This is a genomic window from Pseudomonas sp. 05T35 (genome assembly GCF_056396605.1).
In genome coordinates this window covers 1-25,247 of the sequence record NZ_JBFTLU010000065.1, presented here as the reverse complement: position 1 = coordinate 25,247, position 25,247 = coordinate 1, and the positions used below count along the sequence as shown (strand labels likewise).

The 25,247-nt window shown below is 59.8% G+C and carries 21 protein-coding genes; 10 read left to right on the top strand and 11 right to left on the bottom strand.

What is annotated here, in order from left to right; all coding sequences use genetic code 11:
- Both AC1DH9_RS07370 and AC1DH9_RS07365 read right to left on the bottom strand, forming a co-directional pair.
- Positions 1-396, bottom strand: a 396-nt coding sequence (locus AC1DH9_RS07370; protein WP_477807987.1) for a hypothetical protein, incomplete at its 3' end; no start/stop codon positions are given.
- 15 nt (positions 397-411) lie between these two features.
- Positions 412-1,677 (bottom strand): aminotransferase class I/II-fold pyridoxal phosphate-dependent enzyme, encoded by a 1,266-nt coding sequence (locus tag AC1DH9_RS07365; protein ID WP_477807986.1) that lies wholly within the window; start codon positions 1,675-1,677, stop codon positions 412-414.
- 203 nt (positions 1,678-1,880) lie between these two features.
- On the opposite strand from AC1DH9_RS07365, the gene AC1DH9_RS07360 reads away from it, so the two are divergent.
- From AC1DH9_RS07360 to AC1DH9_RS07330, 7 genes are all read left to right on the top strand, one after another.
- Positions 1,881-2,579: a response regulator gene (locus AC1DH9_RS07360; RefSeq protein ID WP_427541773.1), complete on the top strand. Its 699-nt coding sequence runs from the start codon at positions 1,881-1,883 to the stop codon at positions 2,577-2,579.
- Positions 2,576-3,751 carry a sensor histidine kinase gene (locus tag AC1DH9_RS07355; protein WP_427541776.1) on the top strand — a complete coding sequence of 392 codons (1,176 nt, stop codon included), beginning with the start codon at positions 2,576-2,578 and terminating at the stop codon, positions 3,749-3,751. Before AC1DH9_RS07360 ends, AC1DH9_RS07355 begins: the two co-directional genes overlap by 4 nt.
- A gap of 147 nt (positions 3,752-3,898) precedes the next feature.
- The gene (locus tag AC1DH9_RS07350; protein ID WP_477806145.1) at positions 3,899-4,750 is read left to right on the top strand and encodes a MipA/OmpV family protein; all 852 of its coding nucleotides are present in this window, start codon (positions 3,899-3,901) and stop codon (positions 4,748-4,750) included.
- Positions 4,751-5,119: 369 nt separating this feature from the next.
- Complete coding sequence (locus tag AC1DH9_RS07345; RefSeq protein WP_427541782.1) at positions 5,120-6,562, top strand: efflux transporter outer membrane subunit; 1,443 nt, start codon at positions 5,120-5,122, stop codon at positions 6,560-6,562.
- 7 nt (positions 6,563-6,569) lie between these two features.
- A complete protein-coding gene (locus tag AC1DH9_RS07340) occupies positions 6,570-7,643 on the top strand; it encodes an HlyD family secretion protein (protein WP_427541785.1) in 1,074 nt (357 codons plus the stop codon).
- Positions 7,640-10,045 carry an ATP-binding cassette domain-containing protein gene (locus AC1DH9_RS07335; protein ID WP_477807985.1) on the top strand — a complete coding sequence of 802 codons (2,406 nt, stop codon included), beginning with the start codon at positions 7,640-7,642 and terminating at the stop codon, positions 10,043-10,045. Before AC1DH9_RS07340 ends, AC1DH9_RS07335 begins: the two co-directional genes overlap by 4 nt.
- A gap of 1 nt (position 10,046) precedes the next feature.
- Positions 10,047-11,180 (top strand): ABC transporter permease, encoded by a 1,134-nt coding sequence (locus AC1DH9_RS07330; RefSeq protein WP_216744389.1) that lies wholly within the window; start codon positions 10,047-10,049, stop codon positions 11,178-11,180.
- Between the two features lie 269 nt (positions 11,181-11,449).
- Here the strand turns inward: AC1DH9_RS07330 and AC1DH9_RS07325 are convergent, their stop codons facing one another.
- The 9 genes from AC1DH9_RS07325 to exaC all read right to left on the bottom strand — a co-directional run bounded on the left by AC1DH9_RS07325 (position 11,450) and on the right by exaC (position 21,036).
- Complete coding sequence (locus tag AC1DH9_RS07325; RefSeq protein ID WP_427541791.1) at positions 11,450-12,199, bottom strand: XRE family transcriptional regulator; 750 nt, start codon at positions 12,197-12,199, stop codon at positions 11,450-11,452.
- 230 nt (positions 12,200-12,429) lie between these two features.
- On the bottom strand, positions 12,430-12,957 hold the full coding sequence (ppa, locus tag AC1DH9_RS07320) for an inorganic diphosphatase (protein ID WP_007933577.1): 528 nt from the start codon (positions 12,955-12,957) through the stop codon (positions 12,430-12,432).
- A gap of 111 nt (positions 12,958-13,068) precedes the next feature.
- On the bottom strand, positions 13,069-13,881 hold the full coding sequence (locus AC1DH9_RS07315) for a M90 family metallopeptidase (RefSeq protein WP_477807984.1): 813 nt from the start codon (positions 13,879-13,881) through the stop codon (positions 13,069-13,071).
- Positions 13,882-13,887: 6 nt separating this feature from the next.
- Complete coding sequence (locus tag AC1DH9_RS07310) at positions 13,888-14,544, bottom strand: DedA family protein (RefSeq protein ID WP_427528589.1); 657 nt, start codon at positions 14,542-14,544, stop codon at positions 13,888-13,890.
- A gap of 284 nt (positions 14,545-14,828) precedes the next feature.
- Complete coding sequence (locus tag AC1DH9_RS07305) at positions 14,829-15,290, bottom strand: GNAT family N-acetyltransferase (protein WP_427541797.1); 462 nt, start codon at positions 15,288-15,290, stop codon at positions 14,829-14,831.
- A 129-nt stretch (positions 15,291-15,419) separates the two neighbouring features.
- A complete protein-coding gene (gene eutC / locus AC1DH9_RS07300; RefSeq protein WP_427541835.1) occupies positions 15,420-16,244 on the bottom strand; it encodes an ethanolamine ammonia-lyase subunit EutC in 825 nt (274 codons plus the stop codon).
- A gap of 11 nt (positions 16,245-16,255) precedes the next feature.
- Positions 16,256-17,650, bottom strand: coding sequence for an ethanolamine ammonia-lyase subunit EutB (locus AC1DH9_RS07295; RefSeq protein WP_477807983.1), 1,395 nt, complete (start codon positions 17,648-17,650; stop codon positions 16,256-16,258).
- Positions 17,651-17,849: 199 nt separating this feature from the next.
- Positions 17,850-19,220 (bottom strand): ethanolamine permease, encoded by a 1,371-nt coding sequence (eat, locus tag AC1DH9_RS07290; RefSeq protein ID WP_427541800.1) that lies wholly within the window; start codon positions 19,218-19,220, stop codon positions 17,850-17,852.
- A 295-nt stretch (positions 19,221-19,515) separates the two neighbouring features.
- Complete coding sequence (gene exaC / locus AC1DH9_RS07285) at positions 19,516-21,036, bottom strand: acetaldehyde dehydrogenase ExaC (protein WP_071552073.1); 1,521 nt, start codon at positions 21,034-21,036, stop codon at positions 19,516-19,518.
- A 320-nt stretch (positions 21,037-21,356) separates the two neighbouring features.
- Here exaC and AC1DH9_RS07280 point away from each other — a divergent pair, with 320 nt between their 5' ends.
- The 3 genes from AC1DH9_RS07280 to AC1DH9_RS07270 all read left to right on the top strand — a co-directional run.
- Positions 21,357-23,273: a sigma-54-dependent Fis family transcriptional regulator gene (locus tag AC1DH9_RS07280; protein WP_427541804.1), complete on the top strand. Its 1,917-nt coding sequence runs from the start codon at positions 21,357-21,359 to the stop codon at positions 23,271-23,273.
- 304 nt (positions 23,274-23,577) lie between these two features.
- A complete protein-coding gene (gene mpl, locus AC1DH9_RS07275; protein WP_427541807.1) occupies positions 23,578-24,927 on the top strand; it encodes a UDP-N-acetylmuramate:L-alanyl-gamma-D-glutamyl-meso-diaminopimelate ligase in 1,350 nt (449 codons plus the stop codon).
- Positions 24,924-25,247: flavoprotein (locus tag AC1DH9_RS07270; protein ID WP_477807982.1), on the top strand; the 324-nt coding region annotated here is incomplete at its 3' end. The genes mpl and AC1DH9_RS07270, both read left to right, overlap by 4 nt.

Here is a 25,247-nt window from a genome sequence, read left to right as displayed (position 1 = left end):
CTCCAGCGCAGTCACCAGACCATATCGCAGGCTTATGGAATTCGCAGTGATCGCTAACATCAGCGGCAACCCAGTATTGACCGGCGTTCCCAGGGTTGTGACGCGCAACGACATCCCATATGGCAGATGAATCCGCCATAGGGTGGCTACAGCAGCGCCGACCAGTTCACCGTTTGAAATGGCCAGCGCATAAAGGTACTGGCATTCCAGACCGCTGGCCTCCAGGGCAGCCATATACTCATGGCTGCAAAACTGATGAGGCTTGCACAGTTGATTCCAGGACGTTCGGTCAATCGTCGCAATCGAGTCCTTGATTTCAATATGTTCCGCCGCCCAAGTGGTGTCATTTGTGCAGGCCGGCAAGCCGATCCGCACCACCTGTTCCATGCGTGTCATATGCGACTTCCTGACCTAGTTCGCTGCCGCTAGCAGACGCTCGTCCAATCGACTGGATGAGTCATCCCAACCGAGCAGATTTTCCAGGCTATGGGCGAACCTCTCGATTTCCGCGTCGGTGTGGTGCCGGTGCAGGATCAGCCGCATCAGTGCCTGATTAGGCTTGACCGCCGGATAGCGGAAGATCGGCACGCAGAAGCCTTGTTGCTCCAACTGCTCCCGAACTTGCTCGGCCTTGCTGTCCTTGCCGATCAACACGGAGGTGATGTAAGACGGTGCGCTATTGAGTTGCAGGCCACTGTCAAGCAATCGCATGCGAAACGCCAAGCTTCTGCGCAGGAAGTCATCCATGATGGAAGGGTCGCGTTTGAGGTGCTCGATGATGGATGCCGCTGCGTCTGCCGTTGGCGGTTGAATGGCTGCAGTGAAGATCGACGTTCCACTCAGTACTTCAAAGGCGTCGATGTACTCCGYGTTGGCGCTGATCGCGCCGCCTTCCAGGCCTACTGATTTCGATAATGAGATCATGATGAAATCGGCGCGGCGAAGGTGCTGGAACTCTTCATAGAAATTGCGCTGCGGCTCGCCATACACCATGAAGCCATTGGCGTCGTCGATATAGCTCAGGGCATTGAATCGTTCACACACATCCAGGATCGTACCGATAGGCGCCACACTCCCATCGGAGGAGTAGACACTTTCGAAAACCACAATGGCCTTTCGATCTCCGATATTTTGCAGAACACGCTCAAGGTCGGCCACATCGTTATGCTTGAACGACAGCAGCGATTCGCCGTACTTAAGGTGCCCGGCTGCTTTCCAGAGACTCCAGTGGCAATCACGGTCAAAGATCAGCACGGCATCGCGGTTATCAATGCCGCTGCTGGGGGAGAAATTGAACTTCGCCGTCATGGCATTGATGAAGCCAAGGTTGGCCAGCATGCCTGAGGCAAACGTGAGTGTTTTGTCTTTGCCATGATGCTCGCTGAGCAACGTTTCCAATCGGAAATGTGGCTCGCAGACACCCTGCGTCGCCCGCGACCCACCGGTGGAAAGCCCATAGCGCTTGACCGACTCACAGAACGCATCGAGCACTTGCGGGTCCTGTTGCCAGCCAAGGTAGTTGATCCCCGAGAAATTCACATACGGCAGGCCATTGCGCGTGATACGCGAACCAGACATACCTTCCATAATGACCGGCTCGCGCAGGAACCCTTCGGACACCGACGACTCAACGAAGCGCTGAAAGCCCCAGCGATCTACATTAGGTGATATTTCCATATGTCCCCCCCTCCATTCATCCTGATTGCCAACATTTGATAAATCTTGACAAATGACTAAAAATAAGATTGTCGATTCGTTTTCCAGTAGTAGCAGTTAGTCATCTCAACGATTTACCACCGCATTCAGAAGCGCAATTATCGTTGCACCGCAATATCAAGTAACGATCAACAATCCATCAAGATCGTATGAAGGAGTGACCTGTGAGTTTAGGACGAGTACTGATCGTCGAGGATGATTTCGATGGGGCTGAAGTACTGGAGGCCTATCTTGGCCGGGATGGATTCCAGACGCGACATGCAGCAGATGGTCATAAAGCCTTGGACTACCACGTGCGTTGGCGGCCGGATCTGGTGCTGCTGGACATCATGTTGCCGGGACTCAGCGGCAACGAGGTTTTGACTGCCATTCGCCAACACTCAGCGACCCCAGTCATTATGGTGACCGCTGTTGGGCACGAACCCAGCCGCATCAACTCCCTGCTGTACGGTGCTGATGACTATGTGGTCAAACCCTACAACCCAGGGGAAGTGGTTGCTCGCGTGCATGCGGTGCTGCGGCGTTGGCGTGGGGGTGGCCAGGGTCAGTCGACCTTGCTACGGCATAATCACCTGGTCATTGATTTGAACGCGGCACTGGCGACCATTGAAATCAATGGCACGAGTCAACCCCTGGAGTTGACTCGCACCGAGTTCAATCTACTGTCCATGATGATGGCAGCGCCATCGCGCATGTACACACGTGCCGAGCTGCTCGCCAACTGCCTGCCCGAAAGTGATGCGATGGAGCGAGTGGTCGATGCCCACCTGTACAACCTGCGACGCAAGCTGGAGCGTGCAGGTATTCACGATGTCGTTCTGACGGTGCGGGGACTGGGGTATCGCTTCAGCAATCCGGCATGAGCACGGCAAAGAAAGGACTCTCCCGCCAACTCTGGTACTGGATCAGCCTGCGCATGACCGGCCTGGCACTGGCGGCCATACTGGTGGTGGGTGCTGGCATGTGGCTACGCTTTTTCTCGTGGGAAACCAAACTGCGAAACGCACTGCCCGAGGCCGTGCGCCAGGAACTCAAGGTCCTGGAAGTCGACCATGCCGCCAATGCCGTGCGCCTGCGTGAAATCTATGGGCAATACCTCTATGGCGATTACTTCACGCCAGAGGTCCTGCGGGCGGATCTGCTGTGGTTCAGCGGGCTGGCACTGATTGCGCTCCCCCTGATTATCGGCGGCGGCATCTGGGTCTCGTTGCGCCTGTCGCGCCAACTCAGCGCCGTTGCAATCTCGGCAATGCACATCGCTGGCGGAGACTTCCGGTCACGAGCAGGCAGCGTGCGCGATGCACCCGCAGCGCTGTATAGCCTGATGGCCGATTTCAACCACATGGCTGAGCGCCTGGAGCGGCAGGAGCGGGAATTACAGGCATCCAGCGCCGCCATCGCCCACGAGCTGCGCACGCCCCTCACCGCTGCCAAGGGGCGGCTACAGGGTCTGATCGATGGCGTATTCGAGGCCTCACCACAACAGTTGGCCATGATCATGCGACAGCTTGATCAGCTCAATCGGCTCATTGATGATCTGTACTTATTGTCGCTGGCCACAGCAGACCAGTTGCAGTTGACGCCCTCAAGCTTTGCGCTCAAGCCCCTGATGGAGGAGCGAGTGGCTTGGGCGGCACCACGCTTGCAACAGCAACCGGTGAACATCGTCCTCGACTGTCCGGACGGTTTGATGTTGATCGCCGATCGCGACCGCTTAGGCCAGGTACTGTCTATCCTGCTCGACAATGCCCTGTGCTACGCAGCATCCGGGGGCTATCTGGCGCTACGGGCCAGCAAGTGGCAAGACCGGTTGCTGCTCGACGTCGAGGATGCTGGCCCGGGCTTCGCACCGGAGCATATCGAGCGCTCGTGCGACCGCTTCTGGCGTGCCGAACATTCGCGCTCTCGCCATGCAGGCGGCAGCGGGCTGGGGCTGTCGGTGGCAGTAGCTATCTGCCAAGCCCATGGTGGCAAGCTGAGTGTCCATAATCGTGCCGAGGGCGGCGGTCGCATCCATATCGAGTTGCCTGGCTGATTCAAGGCAAAGGCTGCGCCAGCCTGAAAGCGGGCACAGGCAAAACCTGGCCCGCTGTCCTTGACGAAGTCTTCATCGTTTCTTGGCACGACCTTGTATCGAGGACGGCTCACTACCGGGGTACTAAACCTCAAAGGATGAACCGCCATGAGCAAGCCCGTTTCTCGATACAAACACAAGCGGCACATGACCAGCGCTGTCTCGGTCTTCATTGCCGGCAGCTTCTGCTTGCTGATGCCGCTGAAAAGCCAGGCCCAGCAGCAAGTCGCTGACGTATCCACCAGCTTGTTTGGCGAAAAAACCGAGGTCACGGTGGGACTGGGTGCCGCCTACACCCCCCGCTATCTGGGCGCAAAAGAATCGCGAGCCATGCTGGTGCCGACACTGAGTATTTATCGCGGCATTTTCTTTGCCGATTCCGTGCGCGGCCTTGGCGCGGAATACCTGACTCAGAGCGGGTTTTACTCCAGCGTGGCAATCGGCTACGACTTTGGCCGTACTGATGAAGACAGCGTTTGGCGTCCTGGCTCCAAGCGACTCCAGGGGATGGGTGAAGTCACAGGCGCGACCACTGCCACGTTTCTGCTGGCACAGGATCTGACCTCCTGGCTGTCGATCAATGGTGAAGCAGAGCTGCGCGTTGCCGGTCATAAGCGTGGTAATCGTTACCGGTTGGGCCTGGAAAGCACCGTACTGGAAACGGCAGGTGATGTGATTACCCTTGGCATGAACGTGCATGCCGGGGATAAGCGCTACAACCAAACCTATTTCGGGGTGAGCGATGCCCAGGCCCAGGCTTCCCGATTCTCTCGTTTCGATGCCGAGTCCGGCGTCTATGCCTACTCGTTATCAGCGGACTGGCAACATAATTTCAATAAGCATTGGGCGATGTTGGTCGGGGTGAATGTCATGGAGTTTCGCGAAGAGGCGGACAAAAGTCCTGTGGTGGAAGAAAAAACCGGCGTCACCAGTTTTGCCTCATTGCACTATTCATTCTGAGGCGAATAGACATCCATCGTGCGCGCACGTAGACAGCCCATCCCGGCATGGGGGCCATGGTGCCGGAAACTGATTTGGTTGGCCTGTACCGTGGCGGCAGTCTTGTTATTGGTGACGGGCGCTTGGCTGCTCATGGGCGAGCCGCCCGTTTCAGTGCTGACACCGCTACCGCCTCCAAAATAATCTCAGACGCTCAAGGCAAGGCTGCGCCGTGGGCGTCTGTTCCGCAGTCCGGCATTTGGCCGCACTTGATGAAATCTTGATTAAACCTTGAAAGACGATTGACGCGTGAAGAGCACACTTCCCTCCATGCCTCCTATGGATCGGAAACTTCACGCCATGTCACGACAGTGCAATGCAGCATTTGTGATGGTGCTGCTATCAGGCTGCACTACGCTAATACCGCCGTATACAACCCCCAACAACAGCACCTTGCCTGCGCATTACCAGCAAGGGAGCGGTAAAAGATTCGAGGATGCCGCACTAACCTCGGCGGCCGATAAAACCTGGCAGAGCTATTTTCCCGATCCTCATCTACAGGCTTTGATCCGCCAGGCGCTGCTTCACAACCACGACCTGCGCAGTGCCGCTTTGCGGGTTCGACAAGCACAGGCTGCCTACCGCATCGAGCGCAGCTCCCTGACGCCCACCGTTGCTCTGGGAGTCGATGCGCAACGCTCGCGCACGCCTGCGGATCTGACGGAAATCGGTCAGACCTCGACTGGCAACGAATTCAAGGCAGGTGTGGGTATCAGCAGTTGGGAGATCGACTTCTGGGGGCGTATCACCAGCCTGAACGAAGAAGCCTTGCAGCAATTCCTGGCGACCCAAGCCGGGCATCGGGCAGTGACGATCAGCCTGGTGGCGCAGGTGGCCGACGCCTGGATTGGCCTCCGCGAGCTGGATGAGCGCCTGCGCCTGGCTAACGCCGCTCAGGCCAACCAGAGCGAATCGCTGCGCATCTTCACACATCGGTTTGAGATGGGGTCAGTGACCAAGCTGGAACTGACCCAGGTGCAGACGCTGCTGACCCAGGCCGAGGCATTGGCGCTGCAACTGCAACAGCAACGCGACTTGCAACGCAATGCAGTGAATCTGCTGGTCGGACAGGTTGACCTTGTCGATGCCAACTACAGCCCTGTCGCCGATCAGACCCTGGTCCAGCCCCTGGATGCCGGCCTGCCATCCGACCTGCTGAGCAACCGCCCGGACATCGTCGCGGCAGAGCATCGCCTGCGTGCCGCCAACGCCCATATCGGCGCGGCCCGCGCGGCCTTCTTCCCGCGCATCAGCTTGACCGCTTTCGGCGGCCTGGCCAGCGCAGAACTGAGCGACTTATTCAACGCAAGCAGCCGTGCCTGGAACTTCGCRCCAAGCCTGTCGTTGCCGGTCTTCGATGGGGGACTGAACCAGGCCAACCTGGATTTGGCGAATGTGCGCAAACACCTTGCCGTCGTTGAGTACGAGCAAATCATCCAGAGCGCCTTTCGCGACGTAGCGGATGCCCTGGCCAACCAGCACTGGCTGCAACAGCAATTATCAGTGCAACAGCAAGCCGTCGAGATCCAGGAAGAACGCAGTCGGCTGGCGCGCCTGAGCCATGACCGTGGCCGGTCCAGTTTCCTGGAGGTGCTTGACGCCGAACGTGATCGGCTGCAGACCCAGCAACAAGTGGTACAAGCGCAACACGCACTGCTACGCAACMGGGTGGTGCTGTATGCCGCACTGGGTGGCGGCTCACGGCATGTGCCGAGCGCCCCGTTACTTGATCAGCCGCCATCCACCCTGTTTTCTGATATCGCAGAGGAATAACCCAGCCATGAGCGCCACCATCAAGAAGAAAATCACCGCAGTTGCCATCGTGGCGGCCATTGCCGGTGCAACCTGGATCGGCTGGGACTGGTTCGATCAACGCGCCGTGCCGGACGGTCTGATGGTCAGCAATGGACGCATTGAAGCCACGGAGGTGGACGTGGCCGCCAAATTTGGCGGTCGCGTCGCGCAGATCCTGGCCGATGAAGGTGACGAGGTGCAGGCTGGGCAGGTGTTGGCACACATGCATATCGATTCGCTGCTGGCCCAGATGCGCGAGGCCCAAGCGCAATTGCAGCGGGCAGAACATGCCGTGAAGGCCACTCAGGCGCAGGCGAACATGCGCCGCAGCGAGCAGGCGGCCGCCGAGGCTGTCGTGGTTCAGCGCCATACGGAACTGAATGCCGCCCAGCGTCGACTGGTGCGCACCGAGGTATTGGTCAAGGACGGCGCCACAACAGGCCAGGAGTTGGACGATGACCGCGCCAGCGTGGCGAATACCGGGGCCGCGCTCAACGCCGCGCGCGCGCAGGCTAACGCCGCCAGATCGGCCATCGAAGCCACCGACGCCGAAGTCACCGGCGCAACATCGACCGTCGCTGCAGCGCAGGCCACGGTCGAGCGCATCCAGTCCGAGTTGGACGACAGCACTCTCAAGGCCCCGCGCACTGGCCGCGTGCAGTATCGCCTGGCCCAGCCCGGCGAAATGCTCGGCGATGGCGGCAAGGTGCTTAACCTGATCGACCTGTCAGATGTCTACATGAGCTTCTTCTTGCCCACCGAAGCCGCCGGGCAAGTGGCCCTGGGCAGTGAAGTGCGCATCGTGCTGGACACCGCGCCGCACTTGCCGATACCAGCCAAGGTCACCTTTGTCTCGCGCCAGGCCCAGTTCACCCCCAAATTCGTGGAGACCGCCAATGAGCGGCAGAAGCTGATGTTCCGGGTCAAGGCTCGGATCGACAAAGCATTGCTGCGCAAGTACCAGGATTACGTAAAGTCCGGCCTGCCCGGCGTTGCCTGGATCAGGACCGATCCACAGGCCCAATGGCCTGAAGCCTTACAGCTTAGGGACTTGCCATGAACAGCCTCGCTGAACCCGTGGTTCGCTTGCGGGACGTAAGCCTGCATTACGGCAAGACCCAGGCGCTGGCGGGCATCACCCAGGACATCCCTGGCGGTTGCATGGTAGGGCTGATCGGCCCGGATGGCGTAGGCAAGTCCAGTCTGCTGTCGTTGCTTTCCGGCGCGCGTCGGGTACAGCAAGGCACAGTAGAGGTGCTGGGCGCCGACATCGCCAGCAAGGCCCACCGCGACCAGATCTGCCCGCGTATTGCCTACATGCCCCAAGGCCTGGGCAAGAACCTGTACCCCACACTGTCAGTGGAGGAAAACCTGCAGTTCATCGCACGGTTGTTCAGTCAAAACGCCAGCGAACGGCGCCGACGCATCGACGATTTGACCCGTAGCACTGGCATGTATCCATTTCTTGCGCGACCCGCCGGGAAGCTTTCGGGAGGCATGAAGCAGAAACTGAGCCTGTGCTGCGCTCTGATCCATGATCCCGACCTGCTGATCCTCGACGAACCCACTACGGGTGTCGATCCGCTGGCGCGCGCGCAGTTCTGGGAACTGATCGCCCGTATCCGTCGCCAGCGAGTCGGCATGAGCGTGATCGTCGCCACGGCCTACATGGATGAAGCACAAGGCTTTGACTGGCTGGCAGTCATGGACGAAGGTCGGGTGCGGGCCACCGGCACGCCTGCCGAACTGCTGGCACGCACCAATTGCGATTCATTGGAGTCGGCCTTCATCAGTTTGTTGCCGGACGAGAAAAAGCAAGACCACGAGCCTGTGGTCATTCCCCCCTTGCAGACCGACCCGGACGATATCGCCATCCAAGCCCAGGGACTGACAATGCGCTTTGGCGACTTCACGGCCGTGGATCACGTGAGCCTGCTACCCGCCAGCGAAGGCCGTGCCTGGCTGTTCGGCAAGGAGATCGACTCTCACGACCTTGCCACACGCAGTCGCGTAGGCTACATGTCGCAATCGTTCTCGCTCTATAACGAATTGACGGTAAGGCAGAACCTGGTCCTGCATGCCAAGCTATTCCATGTGCCCGCCACAGAGATCGACGCTCGCGTGCGGCAAATGGCCGGGCGTTTTGAATTGCTGGACGTCATGGATAGCCTGCCGCCCAGCATCCCCATGGGCATGCGCCAGCGCCTATCGCTGGCCGTGGCGATGGTTCACAAGCCCGAACTGCTTATTCTGGACGAGCCGACTTCGGGCGTCGATCCGGTGGCGCGCGACAAGTTCTGGCGCTTGTTGGTGCAACTGTCGCGGCGCGACCACGTGACCATCTTCATCTCCACCCACTTCATGAACGAGGCCGAGCGCTGCGACCGCATGTCGATGATGCATGCGGGCAAGGTGCTCGACAGTGATGCACCGATGCAGTTGGTGGAAAAACGCGGTGCCGCCAGCCTGGAGGAGGCCTTTATCGGTTATCTGATCGAGGCCGATAACAATACCACGCATGTGCCGGATGAGAGCGCTCCCACACAGCACGGCACGGCCACAATAGCACCCGAACAGGCTCAGTCTTTCAGCCTGCAGCGTCTACTCAGCTACGCCTGGCGCGAGTCGCTGGAACTGCGGCGCGATCCGGTACGCGCCACACTGGCGCTACTGGGATCGCTGCTGCTGATGTTTGTTATCGGCTATGGCATCAGCACCGACGTCAATGACCTGCGCTACGCCGTGCTTGACCGTGATCAGACCGGCCTGAGCCATGACTACACCCTGGCGCTCTCCGGTTCGCCGACCTACACCAACCCGGTCGAAGTGCAGACGCGCTTTCGCTACAACCCGGATATCAAGAGCCTGCCCGCCATCGTCCCGGCGGTGGTGCCATTGCTGCTGTTGATGCTGCCGGCGATGCTGACCGCGCTAGCCGTGGTGCGTGAGAAGGAGCTGGGCGCGATCATCAACTTCTACGTCACCCCTGTCACCCGCACCGAGTTCCTGCTTGGCAAGCAACTGCCCTATGTGGCGCTGGGAATGCTGAACTTCCTGTTGATGAGCGTGCTGGCGGTGACCGTACTGGATGTGCCCATGAAGGGCAGCTTTGCCACCCTGGCGCTGGCCACCCTGGTGTTTCTGGTGATATCCACCAGCATGGGGCTGGTCGCATCGGCCGTCACACGCAGTCAGATCGCCGCGATGTTCGCCGCGCTGATCGGCACGCTGGTGCCTGCCACCCAGTTCGCCGGGCTGACTACACCCGTTTCCTCGTTGGAGGGCATCGGCAAGCTGATCGGCGAAGCCCACCCGGCCACCCATATGTTTCTCATCAGCCGTGGCGTATTCGCGAAGGCTTTGGGGCTGGCTGATCTGCAGCAGTCCTTCATTGCCTTGTTGGTGGCCGTACCGCTGGTGATGGGGCTGTCGATTGCGATGCTGCACAAACAGGAGCGCTGAGATGAAACGCACTTTTTCCAACATCTGGCAACTGAGCGTCAAGGAGCTTCGCAGCCTGTGGCGCGATCCGGTCATGCTGCTGCTGATCGTCTTCAGCTTCACGGCGATGGTCTACACGGCCGCCTCGGCCATTCCAGACACCCTGAACAACGCACCGATCGCCTTCGTCGACGAAGATGATTCGCCCCTGTCGCAGCGCATCGCCACCGCTTTCTACCCACCTCAGTTCACGCAACCAGAGCACATCAGTGTTGCCGAGATGGACGCCGGTCTGGACTCCGGTCGCTATACCTTCGTGCTGCACATGCCGCCCAACCTGCAGCGCGATGTTCTGGCGGGTCGTCCCGCGCAGGTGCAGCTCAACGTCGATGCCACACGCATGGATCAAGCCTTCAGCGGCAGCGCCTATGTCGAGCAGATCGTCACCGATGAGGTCAAGACCTTCGTGCAGCGTTATCGCGGCAATTCGGCCCTGTCGGTGGAACTGGCGCTGCGCGCACGCTTCAACCCGGCGTTGGACAAGACCTGGTTCAGTAGCCTGCTGCAGATCATCGACAACATCACCATGCTGGCGATCATTCTGACCGGAGCCGCGCTGATCCGCGAACGCGAGCACGGCACTATCGAACACCTGCTGGTGATGCCGGTCACCCCCACGCAGATCATGCTGGCCAAGGTCTTGGCGATGGGCACGGTGGTGCTGGTGGCGGCGGCGTTGTCGTTGCAGTTCGTGGTACGTGGGTTGCTCGCCGTACCCATCGAAGGCTCGGTCTGGCTGTTCCTGGTCGGCGCCGCGCTGAGCTTATTCGCCAACACCGCCCTGGGCATCTATCTCGCCACCGTGGCCCGCAGCATGCCGCAGTTCGGCCTGTTGCTGATGCTGGTGCTGTTGCCGTTGATCCTGCTCTCCGGCGGCGCCACTCCGCGCGAAAGCATGCCCACGCTGGTGCAGTACCTGATGCTGGCCGCGCCCACCACCCACTTGGTGCAGTTGGGAGAAGGCGTGCTGTACCGCGGCGCGGGGCTGGACGTCGTGTGGGTTCAACTTCTTGCGCTACTTCTCATCGGCAGCGTGCTGTTCGCACTTTCGTTGCAGCGTTTTCGCCGGATGCTTGCGCAGATGGATGGAGGCTGATCGATGCCTGGCCCTTCATGGCGCCAATGTGTCATTGCTGGAGATTTAAGCGGCTAGCTCGGCATCCTACGCAATGCCTGTGTTCGGCCTGCTGGAAGGGGCATTTATCCCCCCATCACATCGCCGGATGAGGTTAGGTGGCGTTAAACACCATTGGACAGAGAAATGCCTTATGGCCCCTGAATAGAGAGGCTATCAGTTGATTTCTCAGAATGGATAGGATTATGTGCTATCCAGAGCGTTGTGCTGCTTAAAAGGGCGCCCCGGTTTCAACTGAACGGCACCGGAGGCCGCTGTTTGTTCAGCGTGGACCACCAGAAGACCCAGCCGAGGATTTCGATGTTTTGTTCTTCGATCTGTTTGGCGCTGAAGATTTCGTCGGGGTAATCGTTGCAGTTATGGCTGCGCAGTCGCAGGGCGCCGGAGGGCAGGCGGTGCAGGTATTTGATGCGCAGCATGCCGGCGTGTTCGAGGGCGTAGATCTGGCCGTCGACGACCTGGGTCAGGCTGCGGTCGATGGCGAGGGTCGAGCCGTCTTCGATTTTCTCCGACATGCTGTCGCCGACCATCGGCACGCAGATGGCCTGGGCCGGTTCGACTTCGAGGCTTTCGAGGTAGTGTCGTGGCAGGCGGATGAATTCGCCGGGTATTTCGGCGACCTGGGTGTCGCTGGCACCGGGGGCTGTGGGGACTTCGTTATACAGCGGGATTTCTACATCGAGCGAATCGACGTTCACGGAGTACACGCCGCGGGTTTCTTGCGCGTCGTAAACGTTGCCGGTCTGATCCGTCAGTTGTCCCGGACCGGGATTTCTTGGGCCCTCGCCGTTGAGCAGCCACAGGCTGTTCACACTTAACAGACGGGCGATTTGTTCCATCCGCGGGTAGGGAACGCCGCGGGTGTACCAGTTATTCACGTGCTGGGGCTCGACGTTGCAGAAGGCCGCGAATTCCGTAGGGGTGATGTTCACCTCTTTCAGGAGCGCTTTGAAGCGTGGGCCGCATTTGTGCTTTTTCATGAATACGGAGTTTACGGGCCGGGGTGGCCGGATTAAATAAACAACCGGATCAATTTGCGCGGGAATATTCAGCTGAAGTGCAGGATATTGTTAGTTCATATTAAACATGTCTAAACGTTAGACTTTGTTTCATTAAACACCCTGTTTAACTTGATGTTTTAACGCGCATAAAAAAACCCCGGATAACCGGGGTTTCTTCAAGAGGTCAGTGGCGTTCAGCCAATGCCGTCTCAGCCTTTATAGGCAGCAACCGACTTGGTGATCGCGGCGCGAGCGGCATCGGCGCCGTCCCAGCCTTCGATCTTCACCCATTTGCCTTTTTCGAGATCTTTGTAGTTCGCAAAGAAGTGCTCGATCTGCTGAATCAGCAGCGCTGGCAGGTCGGTGTATTCCTTCACGTCAACGTACAGTTGGGACAGCTTGTCGTGTGGAACAGCGATAACTTTGGCATCGCCGCCGCCGTCGTCGGTCATGTTCAGGATGCCGACTGGACGCGCACGGATTACCGAACCTGGAGCAACCGGGTAAGGGGTCACGACCAGCACGTCGAGGGGATCACCGTCGTCTGCCAGGGTGTTCGGGATGTAACCGTAGTTGGCCGGGTAGAACATTGGGGTGGCCATGAAACGGTCAACGAACAGGCAATCGCTGTCTTTGTCGATTTCGTATTTGATCGGCGCGTGGTTGGCCGGAATCTCGATCGCGACGTAGATGTCGTTCGGCAGGTCTTTGCCAGCCGGAATCTTGCTGTAGCTCATTGGGCGGTGCCCCCGTAAGTGGCCAAATGACTTGGCCGGATTGACCAAAAAGTGGCGGCGATTATAGGCATATTCCGCCGCCTGTGCCATGTGCCAGAGGTCGTATAGACCCTAGTCGTGTGCCTGATAGCCCGGATGGGTGGCTTGCAGTTGCTCAAGCCTCGCCAGCGGGTCCTGGCGGTAAAACAGCTGCAGTTGCTGATAGACCTGTGGATACGTTGCGTGCAGCAGATCCGGGGCGCTGAAGAAGTATTCGCTGGTGACGGCGAAGAACTCGGCCGGATTTTCCGCCGCGTAAGGGTCGATCGGAGTGTCGAGGTGCGGATGGCGATCCAGTTGGCGATTGAGGTCGTCGTAGGCCTGTTGCATGACCTTCGCCCAGTCGCTGACGCGCATGTCGCTGTGCAGCGGCGGCAAGCCGTTGGCATTGCCGTTGAGCATGTCGAGTTTGTGCGCCAGTTCGTGGATCACCAGGTTGTAGCCTTCCCAGCCCCCGCTGGCCATCACGCCCGGCCAGGCCAGAATGATCGGCCCCTGTTGCCAGGCTTCGCCGCTGTGCTCGCCGTTCCATTCATGCTCGACGCCGCTGGCGTCGCGATGTCGTTGCGGGCTGAGGAAATCGTCGGGGTAGAGCACGATTTCGTGAAAACCCTGATACCAGTTCAAGTCGCCCAGGTGCAGCAGCGGCAATTGCGCCTGCGCGGCAAGCAGCAGGCGCTGCTCCTGGTGCAGTTCGACGCCGGGCAGGCAGGTCAGGTGTTTTTCTTGCAGAAAGAGCACGGCGGCTTCGCGCAGCCACCGGTCTTCGGCCTCGCTGAKACCGTAGAGGAAACTCAGGTGTTGGCGCACCCGCTGCCAGGTTTCATCGGCAACGGGGTGCTTGGCCAGCGTACGCCGGCGGCGCCAGGCGTTAAGGAACCACATGGACGCTCAGCGCGACGCGGCTTTGGAGCTCGCGTTGGCCAGGCGGTTACGGATCACGCCAATGATCATCGGCACCAGCGACAGCAGGATGATGCCCACTACCAGCAACGACAGGTTCTTCTTGATGAACGGCACGTTACCGAAGAAATAACCCAGGGTCACCAGGCCGCCGACCCAGAGGACGGTGCCGAATACGCTGAAGGCGAAGAAGCGCGGGTAAGGCATCTTGCCTACGCCGGCGACGAACGGTGCGAAGGTCCGGATGATCGGCAGGAAGCGCGCCAGGGTCACGGTCTTGCCGCCATGCTTGTCGTAGAAATCATGGGTTTGTTGCAGGTAATCGCGACGGAAGATCTTCGAATTCGGATTGCTGAACAACTTTTCGCCGGCCGTTCGCCCGACAAGGTAGTTGGTGCTATCACCGAGAATCGCCGCCAGCATCAACAAGCCGCCCAGTAGCACCGGGTCCATGCCGCCACCGGCCGCTACCGCGCCAGCGATGAACAACAACGAATCGCCCGGCAGGAAAGGCATCACCACCAGGCCGGTTTCGCAGAAAATCACCATGAACAGGATGGCGTAGATCCATGGCCCGTAGTTGGTCACCAGCAAGTCGAGGTAGACATCGAGATGCAGGATTAGGTCGATCGGGTTGAAATCCATGGTTGGCACCTGTGGTAACGACCCGACTCAGCAGGCCTGTGCGAATATTTTGGAAAATTGGGCTACAGGGCTGTGGAGTTTTTCTTACAGCCCGTAAGGTTCGTGATTATACGGACTGAAAGGTGAAAAGCGTGTCGAGTTTGTAGCGAGGGATTTCCAAGTCGGATCGGTGGTTCGGTACTGAACTCTGTGGGAGCGAGCCTGCTCGCGATAGCATCGCCTCGGTATGACTGACACACCGAGGCGTCTGAATCGCGAGCAGGCTCGCTCCCACAGAGTCTGGATCAGAGCTCTTCGCTGATCGGCAAAATGTAGTTCTTGAACTCGGTGTCTTCGCGAAACCCGATGGATTCGTAGGTTTTCTGCGCAATTTTGTTGTCGCTGCTGGTCGATACGCGCATGCGTACAGCCTGGGTTTCCTTGGCCATTTTCTTTGCGGTACGCATCAGGTTGTCGGCAACCAGTTGGCGGCGGGCGTCTTCGGCGACGTAGATGTCGTTGAGGATCCACACGCGCTTGAGCGACAGCGACGAGAAGCTTGGGTACAGCTGGCAAAAACCCAGCAGTTTATTGTCGTCATCATCGGGCAGGGCCAGATAGATCACCGACTCTTTGCGCCGCAGGCGCTTTTCCAGGAAGGCCCGGGACGAGTCTGGATAAGGCAGCGAGCCATAAAACTCGCGGTATTTGACGAACAGCGGCGTCAGAAGGTCCAGGTGCTCGAGGGTTGCTTGAGTAATCCGCATGCTAGGCCTCAACTTTCAAGTAGATAGGGCGGCAGTTTCCAGTGGATACGACGGCAATTGGTTCACTGCTCGGGCAGCCGTTCGTCGACTCTGCCTGAAAGCGGATCAAAAACGCAATTCGAATACGGGTCAGGCATTCGGCAGGCTCAGTAGGAAATTTCCTTTCATATCAGCGTCATTTTTCGACCCAATAGTCTGGACCTGGGCTTCGTCTTTCAGGTTAACCCCCGACAACTGCCGTCGACAGGCTTCGCGCATCAAGTACAGCAAACGGTGTGCCGCCATGCCATAGCTCAAACCTTCAAGGCGGACGTTGGAAATACAGTTGCGATAGGCGTCCGTCAGGCCGACCTTTGGATTATAGGTGAAATACAAGCCGAGACTGTCTGGCGAGCTGAGTCCAGGGCGTTCGCCGATCAGGATCACGACCATTTTTGCGCCCAGCAATTCGCCGATTTCGTCAGCCACGGCGACGCGACCCTGTTCCACCAGAATCACCGGCGACAATGACCAGCCTTCGGCGTGAGTCTGTTCTTCCATGCGTGTCAGAAACGGCAAGGTGTGCCGATGCACCGCCAGCGCCGAAAGGCCGTCGGCCACGACTATCGCCAGATCAACGCCGCCCGGGTTGGCCAGCGCGTGTTCGCGCAGCTTTTGCGCGGACCCATCACTCAACTTGCGCCCCAGGTCTGGCCGTTGCAGATAACTGTGGCGATCACTGGCGGCGCTGTGCAGCAGCAGGCTGTCGCGTCCACGCTCGGCCAGTTGCTGGCTGAGCCCGGCATGGTCGAAGGGCAGGTGCACGGCATCGCGGGCCTCGGCGTGGGCGTACTGGAAATCCAGTTGCGCGCTGGTCGGCATGCTGGTGCCGGTACGACCCAGGGCGATGCGTGCCGGAGTCAGGCGGCGCAGTCCCAGCCAGGGGTTTTGCGGATCGACGGTTGGTTTATCCATCAGCAGATTACTCATCCCAGTTGCGCCATGGCCTGGCGGAAAGCCGGCGGCAGGTTATTGCCAAAGTGCACCTTGCCGTCACCTTGGGTGAAGATGCCCATATGTGCCAGCCACCGCTCAAACTCAGGTGCCGGTTTCAGGCCCAGGGTCTGGCGCGCGTAGAGCGCGTCGTGGAACGAGGTGGTCTGGTAGTTGAGCATGATGTCGTCGGAGCCGGGGATGCCCATGATGAAGTTGATCCCGGCCACGCCGAGTAGCGTCAGCAGGGTGTCCATGTCGTCCTGATCGGCTTCGGCGTGGTTGGTGTAGCAGATGTCGCAGCCCATCGGCACACCGAGCAACTTGCCGCAGAAGTGGTCTTCGAGGCCGGCACGGATGATCTGTTTGCCGTTGTAGAGGTATTCCGGGCCAATGAAGCCGACCACAGTGTTTACCAGAAACGGCTTGAAGTGCCGGGCCACGGCGTAGGCGCGGGTTTCGCAGGTTTGCTGGTCGATGCCGTGATGGGCGTTGGCCGAGAGCGCGCTGCCCTGGCCGGTTTCGAAGTACATCAGGTTTTGCCCCAGGGTACCGCGATTGAGGCTCAAGCCTGCTTCATAACCTTCCTGCAGCACGCTCAGGCTGATGCCGAAACTGGCGTTGGCCGCTTCGGTGCCGGCGATCGACTGGAACACCAGGTCCAGCGGCACGCCACGGTTGATCGCCTCGATGGAGGTGGTGACGTGGGTCAGCACGCAGGCTTGGGTCGGAATTTCGTAGCGCTGGATGACCGCGTCGAGCATTTCCAGYATGGCGCAGATCGAGGCGATGCTGTCGGTGGCCGGGTTGATGCCGATCATTGCGTCGCCGTTGCCGTAGAGCAGGCCGTCGAGAATGCTCGCGGCAATCCCGGCGGGTTCGTCGGTAGGGTGGTTGGGTTGCAGGCGGGTCGACAGGCGCCCGCGCAGGCCCATGGTGCCGCGAAACCGAGTCACCACGCGGATTTTCTGCGCCACCAGCACCAGGTCCTGCACGCGCATGATCTTCGACACGGCAGCGGCCATTTCCGGGGTCAGGCCGGGGGCCAGCGCCCGCAGGCTCTGCTCGTCGGCTGCATCGCTGAGCAGCCAGTCGCGAAAACCGCCAACGGTCAGGTGGCTGACGGTCTCAAAGGCGCGGGCATCGTGGGTGTCGATGATCAGTCGGGTGACTTCATCGGATTCGTAAGGAATCAGCACTTCTTGCAGGAAATGCTTGAGCGGGATGTCAGCCAAGGTCATTTGCGCGGCGACCCGTTCGCCATCGTTCAGGGCGGCGACGCCGGCCAGAAAGTCTCCGGAACGTGCCGGGCTGGCCTTGGCCATGACTTCCTTGAGGCCGTCGAAACGGTAGGTCCGGGCGCCGACGGTATGGGCAAATGCAGCCATGAGCGGTGTCCTCTTGATTCTGTAAGTGACTCAAATACACCGCTAACCCCTTGTGGGAGCGAGCTTGCTCGCGATTCAGGCACCTCGGTGTGTCAGTCATACCTAGGCGATGCTATCGCGAGCAGGCTCGCTCCCACACTGGATCTCAGTGCACTTCAATAATGCAGGCGCCGGGTTATTCGCCCGACGCCGGTGCAACTCAGATACCCGTGAGCATCGCGTCCGCCGGGGCGTCGAGGCGCTGTTTGGCGGTCAATTGGAAGTAGATGAAGCCGGCGACCATGAAACCGAGGAAAATCATCCCGATCAAGGTATTGAACCAGGCCATCGCCACCAGGCAGACCACCGCCAGGAACAGCGCGATGCCCGGCACGATCGGATAGCCCGGCGCGCGGAAGGTACGTTCCAGCAACGGCTCGGTTTTACGCAGTTTGAACAGGCTGAGCATGCTGATGATGTACATCACGATGGCGCCGAACACCGACATGGTGATCATCGCGGCGGTCAGGGTCATGCCTTGCAGGTTGACCAGCCCATCGCTGTAGATCGCCGCGATGCCGATCACGCCACCCGCCAGAATTGCCCGATGCGGGGTCTGGAAGCGCGAGAGCTTGGCCAGGCCGCGAGGCAGGTAGCCGGCGCGAGCGAGGGCGAAGAACTGGCGCGAGTAGCCGAGGATGATCCCGTGGAAGCTCGCCACCAGACCGAACAGGCCGATCCACACCAGCATGTGCATCCAGCTGGAGTTGTTGCCAACCACGGCTTTCATGGCCTGAGGCAGCGGGTCGTTGATGTTCGCCAGTTGGCGCCAGTCGCCCACACCGCCGGCCATCACCATCACGCCGATCGCCAGGGACACCAGGGTCAGGATGCCGCTGACGTAGGCCCGTGGAATGGTGCGTTTCGGGTCCTTGGCTTCTTCGGCAGCCATGGCCGCACCTTCGATGGCGAGGAAGAACCAGATGGCGAAGGGAATCGCCGCAAAGATGCCGGGGATCGAAGCGACCGTGAACTCATTGGAGCCGGACCAGCCGTTGAGCACGAAGTTGCTGAAGCTGAAGCCCGGTGCAACCACGCCCATGAACACCAGCAGTTCGGCTACCGCCAGAACGGTCACCACCAGCTCGAAGGTCGCGGCGATGCTGACGCCGAGGATGTTCAGGCCCATGAACACGAAGTAGGCGCCGACTGCGGCGATTTTCGGGTCCAGATCCGGGTATTGCACGTTCAGGTAGGCGCCGATGGCCATCGCAATGGCCGGTGGCGCAAAGACGAATTCGATCAGCGTGGCGATCCCGGCGATCAAGCCGCCTTTTTCACCAAAGGCCCGTCGGCTGTAGGCAAAGGGCCCGCCAGCGTGGGGAATCGCGGTGGTGAGTTCGGTGAAACTGAAGATGAAACAGGTGTACATCGTCGCCACCATCAATGCGGTGACGAGGAACCCCAGGGTGCCTGCGGTGCCCCAGCCGTAACTCCAGCCGAAGTATTCGCCGGAAATCACCAGGCCGACGGCAATGCCCCATAGATGCAAGGTGCCGAGTGTGGGTTTGAGTGTTGTTGAAGAAGTCATAACTCCTCTCTGTTTTTCAGTGTTCGATCTGTTGGACTTTCGGGTGTGGCGGTTTGGGTGGATCGACGCTGTTCACGCAGCGGTTAATCTGTCGAGCGGGCAAGCAAAGGCCGTGCCAGGGCGGCAAGCGATGTTCGGTGTGTCAGTTAGGACGCCATCGCGAGCAAGTCCGCTCCCACAGTGGACTTGCGTCAGCCCACGCAGGTGGGTTCACCACAAAACCCCTGTGGGAGCGAGCTTGCTCGCGATAACCACTCGAAGGGCGACGCCGAAACATCAGCGTCGCCCTCGGCTCTTAGAAGAAGCCCAACGGATTGATGTCGTAGCTCACCAGCAGGTTTTTGGTTTGCTGGTAGTGGTCGAGCATCATTTTGTGGGTTTCACGGCCGACACCGGACTTCTTGTAACCGCCGAACGCGGCGTGAGCCGGGTACAGGTGGTAGCAGTTGGTCCAGACGCGACCGGCCTTGATCGCCCGGCCCATGCGGTAGGCGCGGTTGATGTCGCGGGTCCAGAGTCCGGCGCCAAGACCGAACTCGGTGTCGTTGGCAATCGCCAGGGCTTCGGCTTCGTCCTTGAAGGTGGTGATGCTCACCACCGGGCCAAAGATTTCTTCCTGGAACACACGCATTTTGTTGGTGCCCTTGAGCAGGGTCGGCTGGATGTAATACCCGGTCGCCAGGTTGCCCTCGAGTTTTTCCACCTTGCCGCCGGTCAGCAACTCGGCACCTTCGCCTTTGGCGATTTCCAGGTACGAGAGGATCTTGTCGAATTGCTGCTCGGACGCCTGGGCGCCGACCATGGTGTCGGTGTCCAGCGGGTCGCCACGTTTGATTTGCAGGACCTTCTTCATCACCACTTTCATGAAGTCGTCGTAGATCGACTCTTGCACCAGTGCGCGGGACGGGCAGGTGCAGACTTCGCCCTGGTTGAAGAACGCCAGCACCAGGCCTTCGGCAGCTTTCTCGATGAAGGTCGGTTCGGCTTGCATGATGTCGGCGAAGAAGATGTTCGGCGACTTGCCGCCCAGTTCCACGGTGGACGGAATGATGTTTTCGGCAGCGCATTTCATGATGTGYGAGCCGACCGGGGTCGAGCCGGTAAAGGCAATTTTGGCAATGCGTTTGCTGGTGGCCAGGGCTTCACCGGCTTCTTTGCCGAAACCTTGCACGACGTTCAGCACGCCGGGCGGCAGCAGGTCGCCGATCAGTTCCAGCAGCACGGTAATGCCCAGCGGGGTTTGCTCGGCGGGCTTGAGCACCACGCAGTTACCGGCAGCCAGCGCCGGGGCGAGTTTCCAGGCGGCCATCAGGATCGGGAAGTTCCACGGGATGATCTGCCCGACCACGCCCAGCGGTTCGTGAATGTGATAAGCCACGGTGTTGCCGTCGATTTCCGCGGCGCTGCCTTCCTGGGCTCGCAGGCAACCGGCGAAGTAGCGGAAGTGGTCAGCGGCCAGCGGGATGTCGGCGTTGAGGGTTTCACGCACGGCTTTGCCGTTGTCCCAGCTTTCGGTGATTGCCAGGACTTCGAGGTTTTGCTCGATGCGGTCGGCGATTTTCAGCAGCACCAGCGAGCGCGCCTGAGCAGACGTGCTGCCCCAGGCGTCGGCGGCTGCGTGGGCAGCGTCCAGGGCTTTTTCGATGTCTTCGGCCGTGGAGCGGGGGAATTCGGCAATCGGTTGGCCGTTGACCGGGGAGGTATTGGTGAAGTACTGACCTTTGACAGGCGCGACGAATTCGCCGCCGATGTAGTTGCCGTATTGACTCTTGAACGAAACGATAGCGCCTTCAGTACCTGGGTGAGCGTAACGCATGGTGAGTATCTCCTTGGCTTTTGTGCTTATTAAGGGAGTACGCGCAGTAAGCGCTTGAGAAGCGTAGAGCAAAGGTCGGGCCAGTGCTTTGCAGGTCAGGTAAATCAAGGGCTTACGGTTTTTTTGAGGCAGTGGTGGTACAGGACGTGTGACAGATGCGGTACGGCGCCTGTGACAGTTTGTACCGCTTGTGGCACAGCCTGTGACCGGGCGGTCTTGCCAGCATTGCAAAGCAATCGAGGCAGGAGGATGCTGGGCGCCACAAGGTGGTGACAGTCCTTCATTGGGCTCAGCACAGTGTTCGGAGAGAATAATAAAAAATGCACAGCAACCATTTGAGTCGCCATGCTCAGCAAGTCTTGACCGTGACCCAAGGCAAATCCCATTTGCACGGTCCGGGTAGCGATCCGTCCATTGCCCGTTCCTGGCTGCGTTGTCTTGAGGACTATCACCTCGACCCGGCCCTGAGCATGGCGCCGACGGTGCTTGAGCACGGTCGAGTGCTGGAGAGTCGCGAGCGCTTGCAGCAAGTGCTGCAGATTGCCGGTGGCGAAATGACCAGCCTGCATCAGCAACTTTCCGGTGCCGGCCACGCCGTGCTGTTGACCGACGCCCGCGGGGTGATCCTCAACTGTGTCACCGCGCCTGCCGAACGGAAGATTTTCGAGCGCGCCGGTCTTTGGCTCGGTGCCGACTGGAGCGAAGCCTGCGAAGGCACCAATGGCATCGGCACCTGCCTGGTGGAGCGGCAGTCGCTGACCATTCACCAGGATGAACATTTTCGGGGACGTCATACAGGGCTGACCTGTTCGGCGAGCCCGGTGTTCGACCCGCATGGCGAACTGCTGGCGGTGCTCGACGTTTCGTCGGCACGCCACGATGTCTCGCGTCAAAGCCAGTTCCACACCATGGCGCTGGTCAACCTCTCGGCGAAGATGATCGAGAGCTGCTATTTCCTGCGTTACTTCGACAATCAATGGCTGCTGCGCTTTCACTTGCAGGCCGAGTCGGTCGGGCTGTTCAGCGAAGGGCTGCTGGCATTCGACGGCGAAGGGCGGATCAGCGCGATCAATCAGAGCGCGTTGAACCTGCTGGGGCATATTCGTGGCGGGTTGCTGGGTCAACCGGTCGAGGCGTTTTTCGATTGCTCGCTGGACGAACTGCTGGGGCGCGCGAGCGTCAACGCCACCGCCAGTTGGCCATTGCGCACTCGCGATGGGCGGGTGTTGTTTGCGCTGTTGCGCGGCCAGCCGCGTAGCGTGCCGACCCCGATGCTGCAACCGCCGTTCATTGCCGAACGCCCGGTTCTTACGGGTATTTGTTTGGGAGACGAAGGGCTGCAGGCTGATTTTCGTAAAGCCTTGCGGGTCTTCGAGCGTGATGTGCCGCTGTTGATCAACGGTGAAACCGGCTCAGGTAAAGAAGCCTTCGCCAAGGCCGTGCACCAGGCCAGTCAGCGCGCCGACAAGGCCTTCGTCGCGCTCAACTGTGCGGCGATCCCGGAAAGCCTGATCGAGAGCGAACTGTTCGGCTATCGCGGCGGCAGTTTTACTGGCGCCCGCAAAGAAGGCATGCGCGGCAAGTTGCAGCAGGCCGATGGCGGCACACTGTTCCTCGACGAAATCGGTGACATGCCGCTGGCGCTGCAAACCCGGCTATTAAGGGTGCTGGAAGACCGGCAGGTGGTGCCGATCGGTGGCGAGCCGCTGCCGGTCAACGTGCGGATCATCAGCGCCACTCACCGGAATTTGCTCGAACGGGTGCAGGACAGCAGTTTCCGCGAAGATTTGTATTACCGCCTCAATGGCCTGGAAGTCGCCTTGCCGGCGTTGCGTGAACGCAGCGACAAGTCGCAGTTGCTGGACTTTTTGCTGGCTGAAGAGTCGGGCGGGGAGGCGGTGCTGATCGACGCTGCGGCGCGCCAGGCGCTGCTCGACTTCGCCTGGCCAGGTAACGTGCGGCAATTGCGCAATGTGCTGCGGACCCTGGCGGCATTGTGCGATGACGGGCGAATCGGGGTTGAGGATTTGCCGGTGATGATTCGCCAGGCCCGACCGGTTCCAGTGTTGGCGCAGGTGGAAGAGGTGTCTGAATATCCGCTGGACGATGCCGAACGCCTGGCGTTGCTCAATGCCCTGGAGCAGCAGCGTTGGCACATGACCCATACCGCTGAACAACTGGGAGTCAGCCGCAACACCCTCTATAGAAAGCTGCGCAAGCACGGGATTGCGCGGTAGCCAGTTAGATCCACCCCTCACCCCAGCCCTCTCCCCAAAGGGGAGAGGGGGAAAGGGGGCAGATCTATGTCGTTTTCAAACCTGAGTTCGACTCGGGATTTCAGGTCGCAGTATTCCAACCAATCACCTCGGTCAGTCCCCTCGCCCATTTGGGGCGGTCCGACGTTTCGGGAGGGYTAGGGTGAGGGGTGGATATTGAGCCAAATAGAAATGCCCAAGACCAACAATCCTCTGTCTCATCACCTAAAGAGTGCGATTTTCGGCCCTCTACGCTAACCTGCCTCGATGTTTTACGAGGTTGACTATGCACATTCATATTCTGGGTATTTGCGGCACTTTCATGGGTTCGATGGCGGTCCTGGCCAAAGAGCTGGGCCATCATGTGACGGGCTCCGATGCCAACGTCTACCCGCCGATGAGCACTCAGTTGCAGGCGCAGGGCATCGAGCTGACGCAAGGCTATGATCCTGCCCAACTCGATCCGGCCCCGGATCTGGTGGTGATCGGCAATGCGATGTCGCGCGGCAACCCGGCGGTCGAATACGTATTGAACAAAGGCCTGCCATACGTCTCCGGTCCGCAATGGCTGGCCGACCACGTGCTGCAAGGTCGCTGGGTGCTGGCGGTTGCCGGTACCCACGGTAAAACCACTACCAGCAGCATGCTTGCCTGGGTACTGGAACACGCCGGCATGAGCCCGGGTTTTTTGATTGGTGGCGTGCCGCAGAACTTCTCGGTATCGGCGCGTCTGGGTGACACACCGTTCTTCGTGATCGAAGCCGATGAATACGACAGCGCCTTCTTCGACAAGCGTTCGAAATTCGTTCACTACCGTCCGCGTACCGCGATCCTCAATAACCTTGAGTTCGATCACGCCGACATCTTCCCTGATCTGCCGGCCATCGAGCGACAGTTCCACCATTTGGTGCGGACCATCCCGAGTGAAGGCCTGGTGATCCACCCGACCACCGAACCTGCGTTGCAGCGCGTGATCGAAATGGGTTGCTGGACCCCGGTGCAAACCACTGGCGCAGGCGGGCAGTGGCAGGTCAAGTTGCTCAGCGAAGACGGCTCGAAGTTTGAAGTGATGTTCGAAGGCGTCGCCCAAGGCGTGGTCGAGTGGGACATGACCGGCCAGCACAACGTTGCCAACGCCTTGGCCACTCTGGCGGCCGCGCGGCATGTTGGCGTGGTTCCGAGTATGGGCATCGCCGCGTTGAGCGCGTTCAAGAGCGTCAAGCGCCGCATGGAAAAAGTCGCTGAAGTTCATGGTGTCACCATCTACGACGACTTCGCTCACCACCCGACCGCCATCGCAACCACCCTCGACGGTCTGCGCAAACGCATCGGCGACGCACCGTTGATCGCGATCATCGAACCGCGTTCCAACTCGATGAAGCTCGGCGCGCACCGTGACGGTTTGCCGGAAAGCGTGGTCGATGCCGATCAGGTGATCTGGTATGCACCGGCCAACCTCGGCTGGGACTTGCCCGCCGTTGCTGCGCTGTGCACCGTGCCGTCGATGGTTTGCGACTCGCTGGAGGGCATTATCGAGCAGGTGAAAAGCCAGGCCAAACCGGGCACTCACGTGGTGATCATGAGCAACGGCGGCTTCGGCGGCCTGCATGGTAAATTGGCCGAGGCGCTTAAATGAGTAACGGTCCGGATCGCATCACGCTGGCCATGACCGGCGCTTCCGGCGCCCAGTACGGTTTGCGCCTGCTCGATTGTCTGGTGCGCGAAGACCGCGAGGTGCACTTCCTGATCTCCAAGGCGGCGCAACTGGTGATGGCGACCGAGACCGACGTCACACTGCCGCCGAAACCGCAGATGATGCAGGCCTTCCTCACCGAATACACCGGCGCTGCTGCCGGGCAGATTCGGGTGTATGGCAAGGAAGACTGGATGTCGCCCGTGGCTTCGGGCTCCGGCTCGCCGGCCGCGATGGTGGTGGTGCCGTGCTCGACCGGGACC

Excerpts from the sequence above, each read along its gene's own strand:
- AC1DH9_RS07325 (WP_427541791.1), bottom strand. The coding sequence starts at position 12,199 with ATGAAAAAGCACAAATGCGGCCCACGCTTCAAAGCGCTCCTGAAAGAG.
- AC1DH9_RS07310 (WP_427528589.1), bottom strand. The coding sequence starts at position 14,544 with ATGGATTTCAACCCGATCGACCTAATCCTGCATCTCGATGTCTACCTC.
- ppa (WP_007933577.1), bottom strand. The coding sequence starts at position 12,957 with ATGAGCTACAGCAAGATTCCGGCTGGCAAAGACCTGCCGAACGACATC.
- eat (WP_427541800.1), bottom strand. The coding sequence starts at position 19,220 with ATGACTTCTTCAACAACACTCAAACCCACACTCGGCACCTTGCATCTA.
- AC1DH9_RS07305 (WP_427541797.1), bottom strand. The coding sequence starts at position 15,290 with ATGCGGATTACTCAAGCAACCCTCGAGCACCTGGACCTTCTGACGCCG.
- AC1DH9_RS07350 (WP_477806145.1), top strand. The coding sequence starts at position 3,899 with ATGAGCAAGCCCGTTTCTCGATACAAACACAAGCGGCACATGACCAGC.
- AC1DH9_RS07355 (WP_427541776.1), top strand. The coding sequence starts at position 2,576 with ATGAGCACGGCAAAGAAAGGACTCTCCCGCCAACTCTGGTACTGGATC.
- AC1DH9_RS07340 (WP_427541785.1), top strand. The coding sequence starts at position 6,570 with ATGAGCGCCACCATCAAGAAGAAAATCACCGCAGTTGCCATCGTGGCG.
- AC1DH9_RS07335 (WP_477807985.1), top strand. The coding sequence starts at position 7,640 with ATGAACAGCCTCGCTGAACCCGTGGTTCGCTTGCGGGACGTAAGCCTG.
- AC1DH9_RS07330 (WP_216744389.1), top strand. The coding sequence starts at position 10,047 with ATGAAACGCACTTTTTCCAACATCTGGCAACTGAGCGTCAAGGAGCTT.
- AC1DH9_RS07280 (WP_427541804.1), top strand. The coding sequence starts at position 21,357 with ATGCACAGCAACCATTTGAGTCGCCATGCTCAGCAAGTCTTGACCGTG.
- mpl (WP_427541807.1), top strand. The coding sequence starts at position 23,578 with ATGCACATTCATATTCTGGGTATTTGCGGCACTTTCATGGGTTCGATG.
- eutC (WP_427541835.1), bottom strand. The coding sequence starts at position 16,244 with ATGGATAAACCAACCGTCGATCCGCAAAACCCCTGGCTGGGACTGCGC.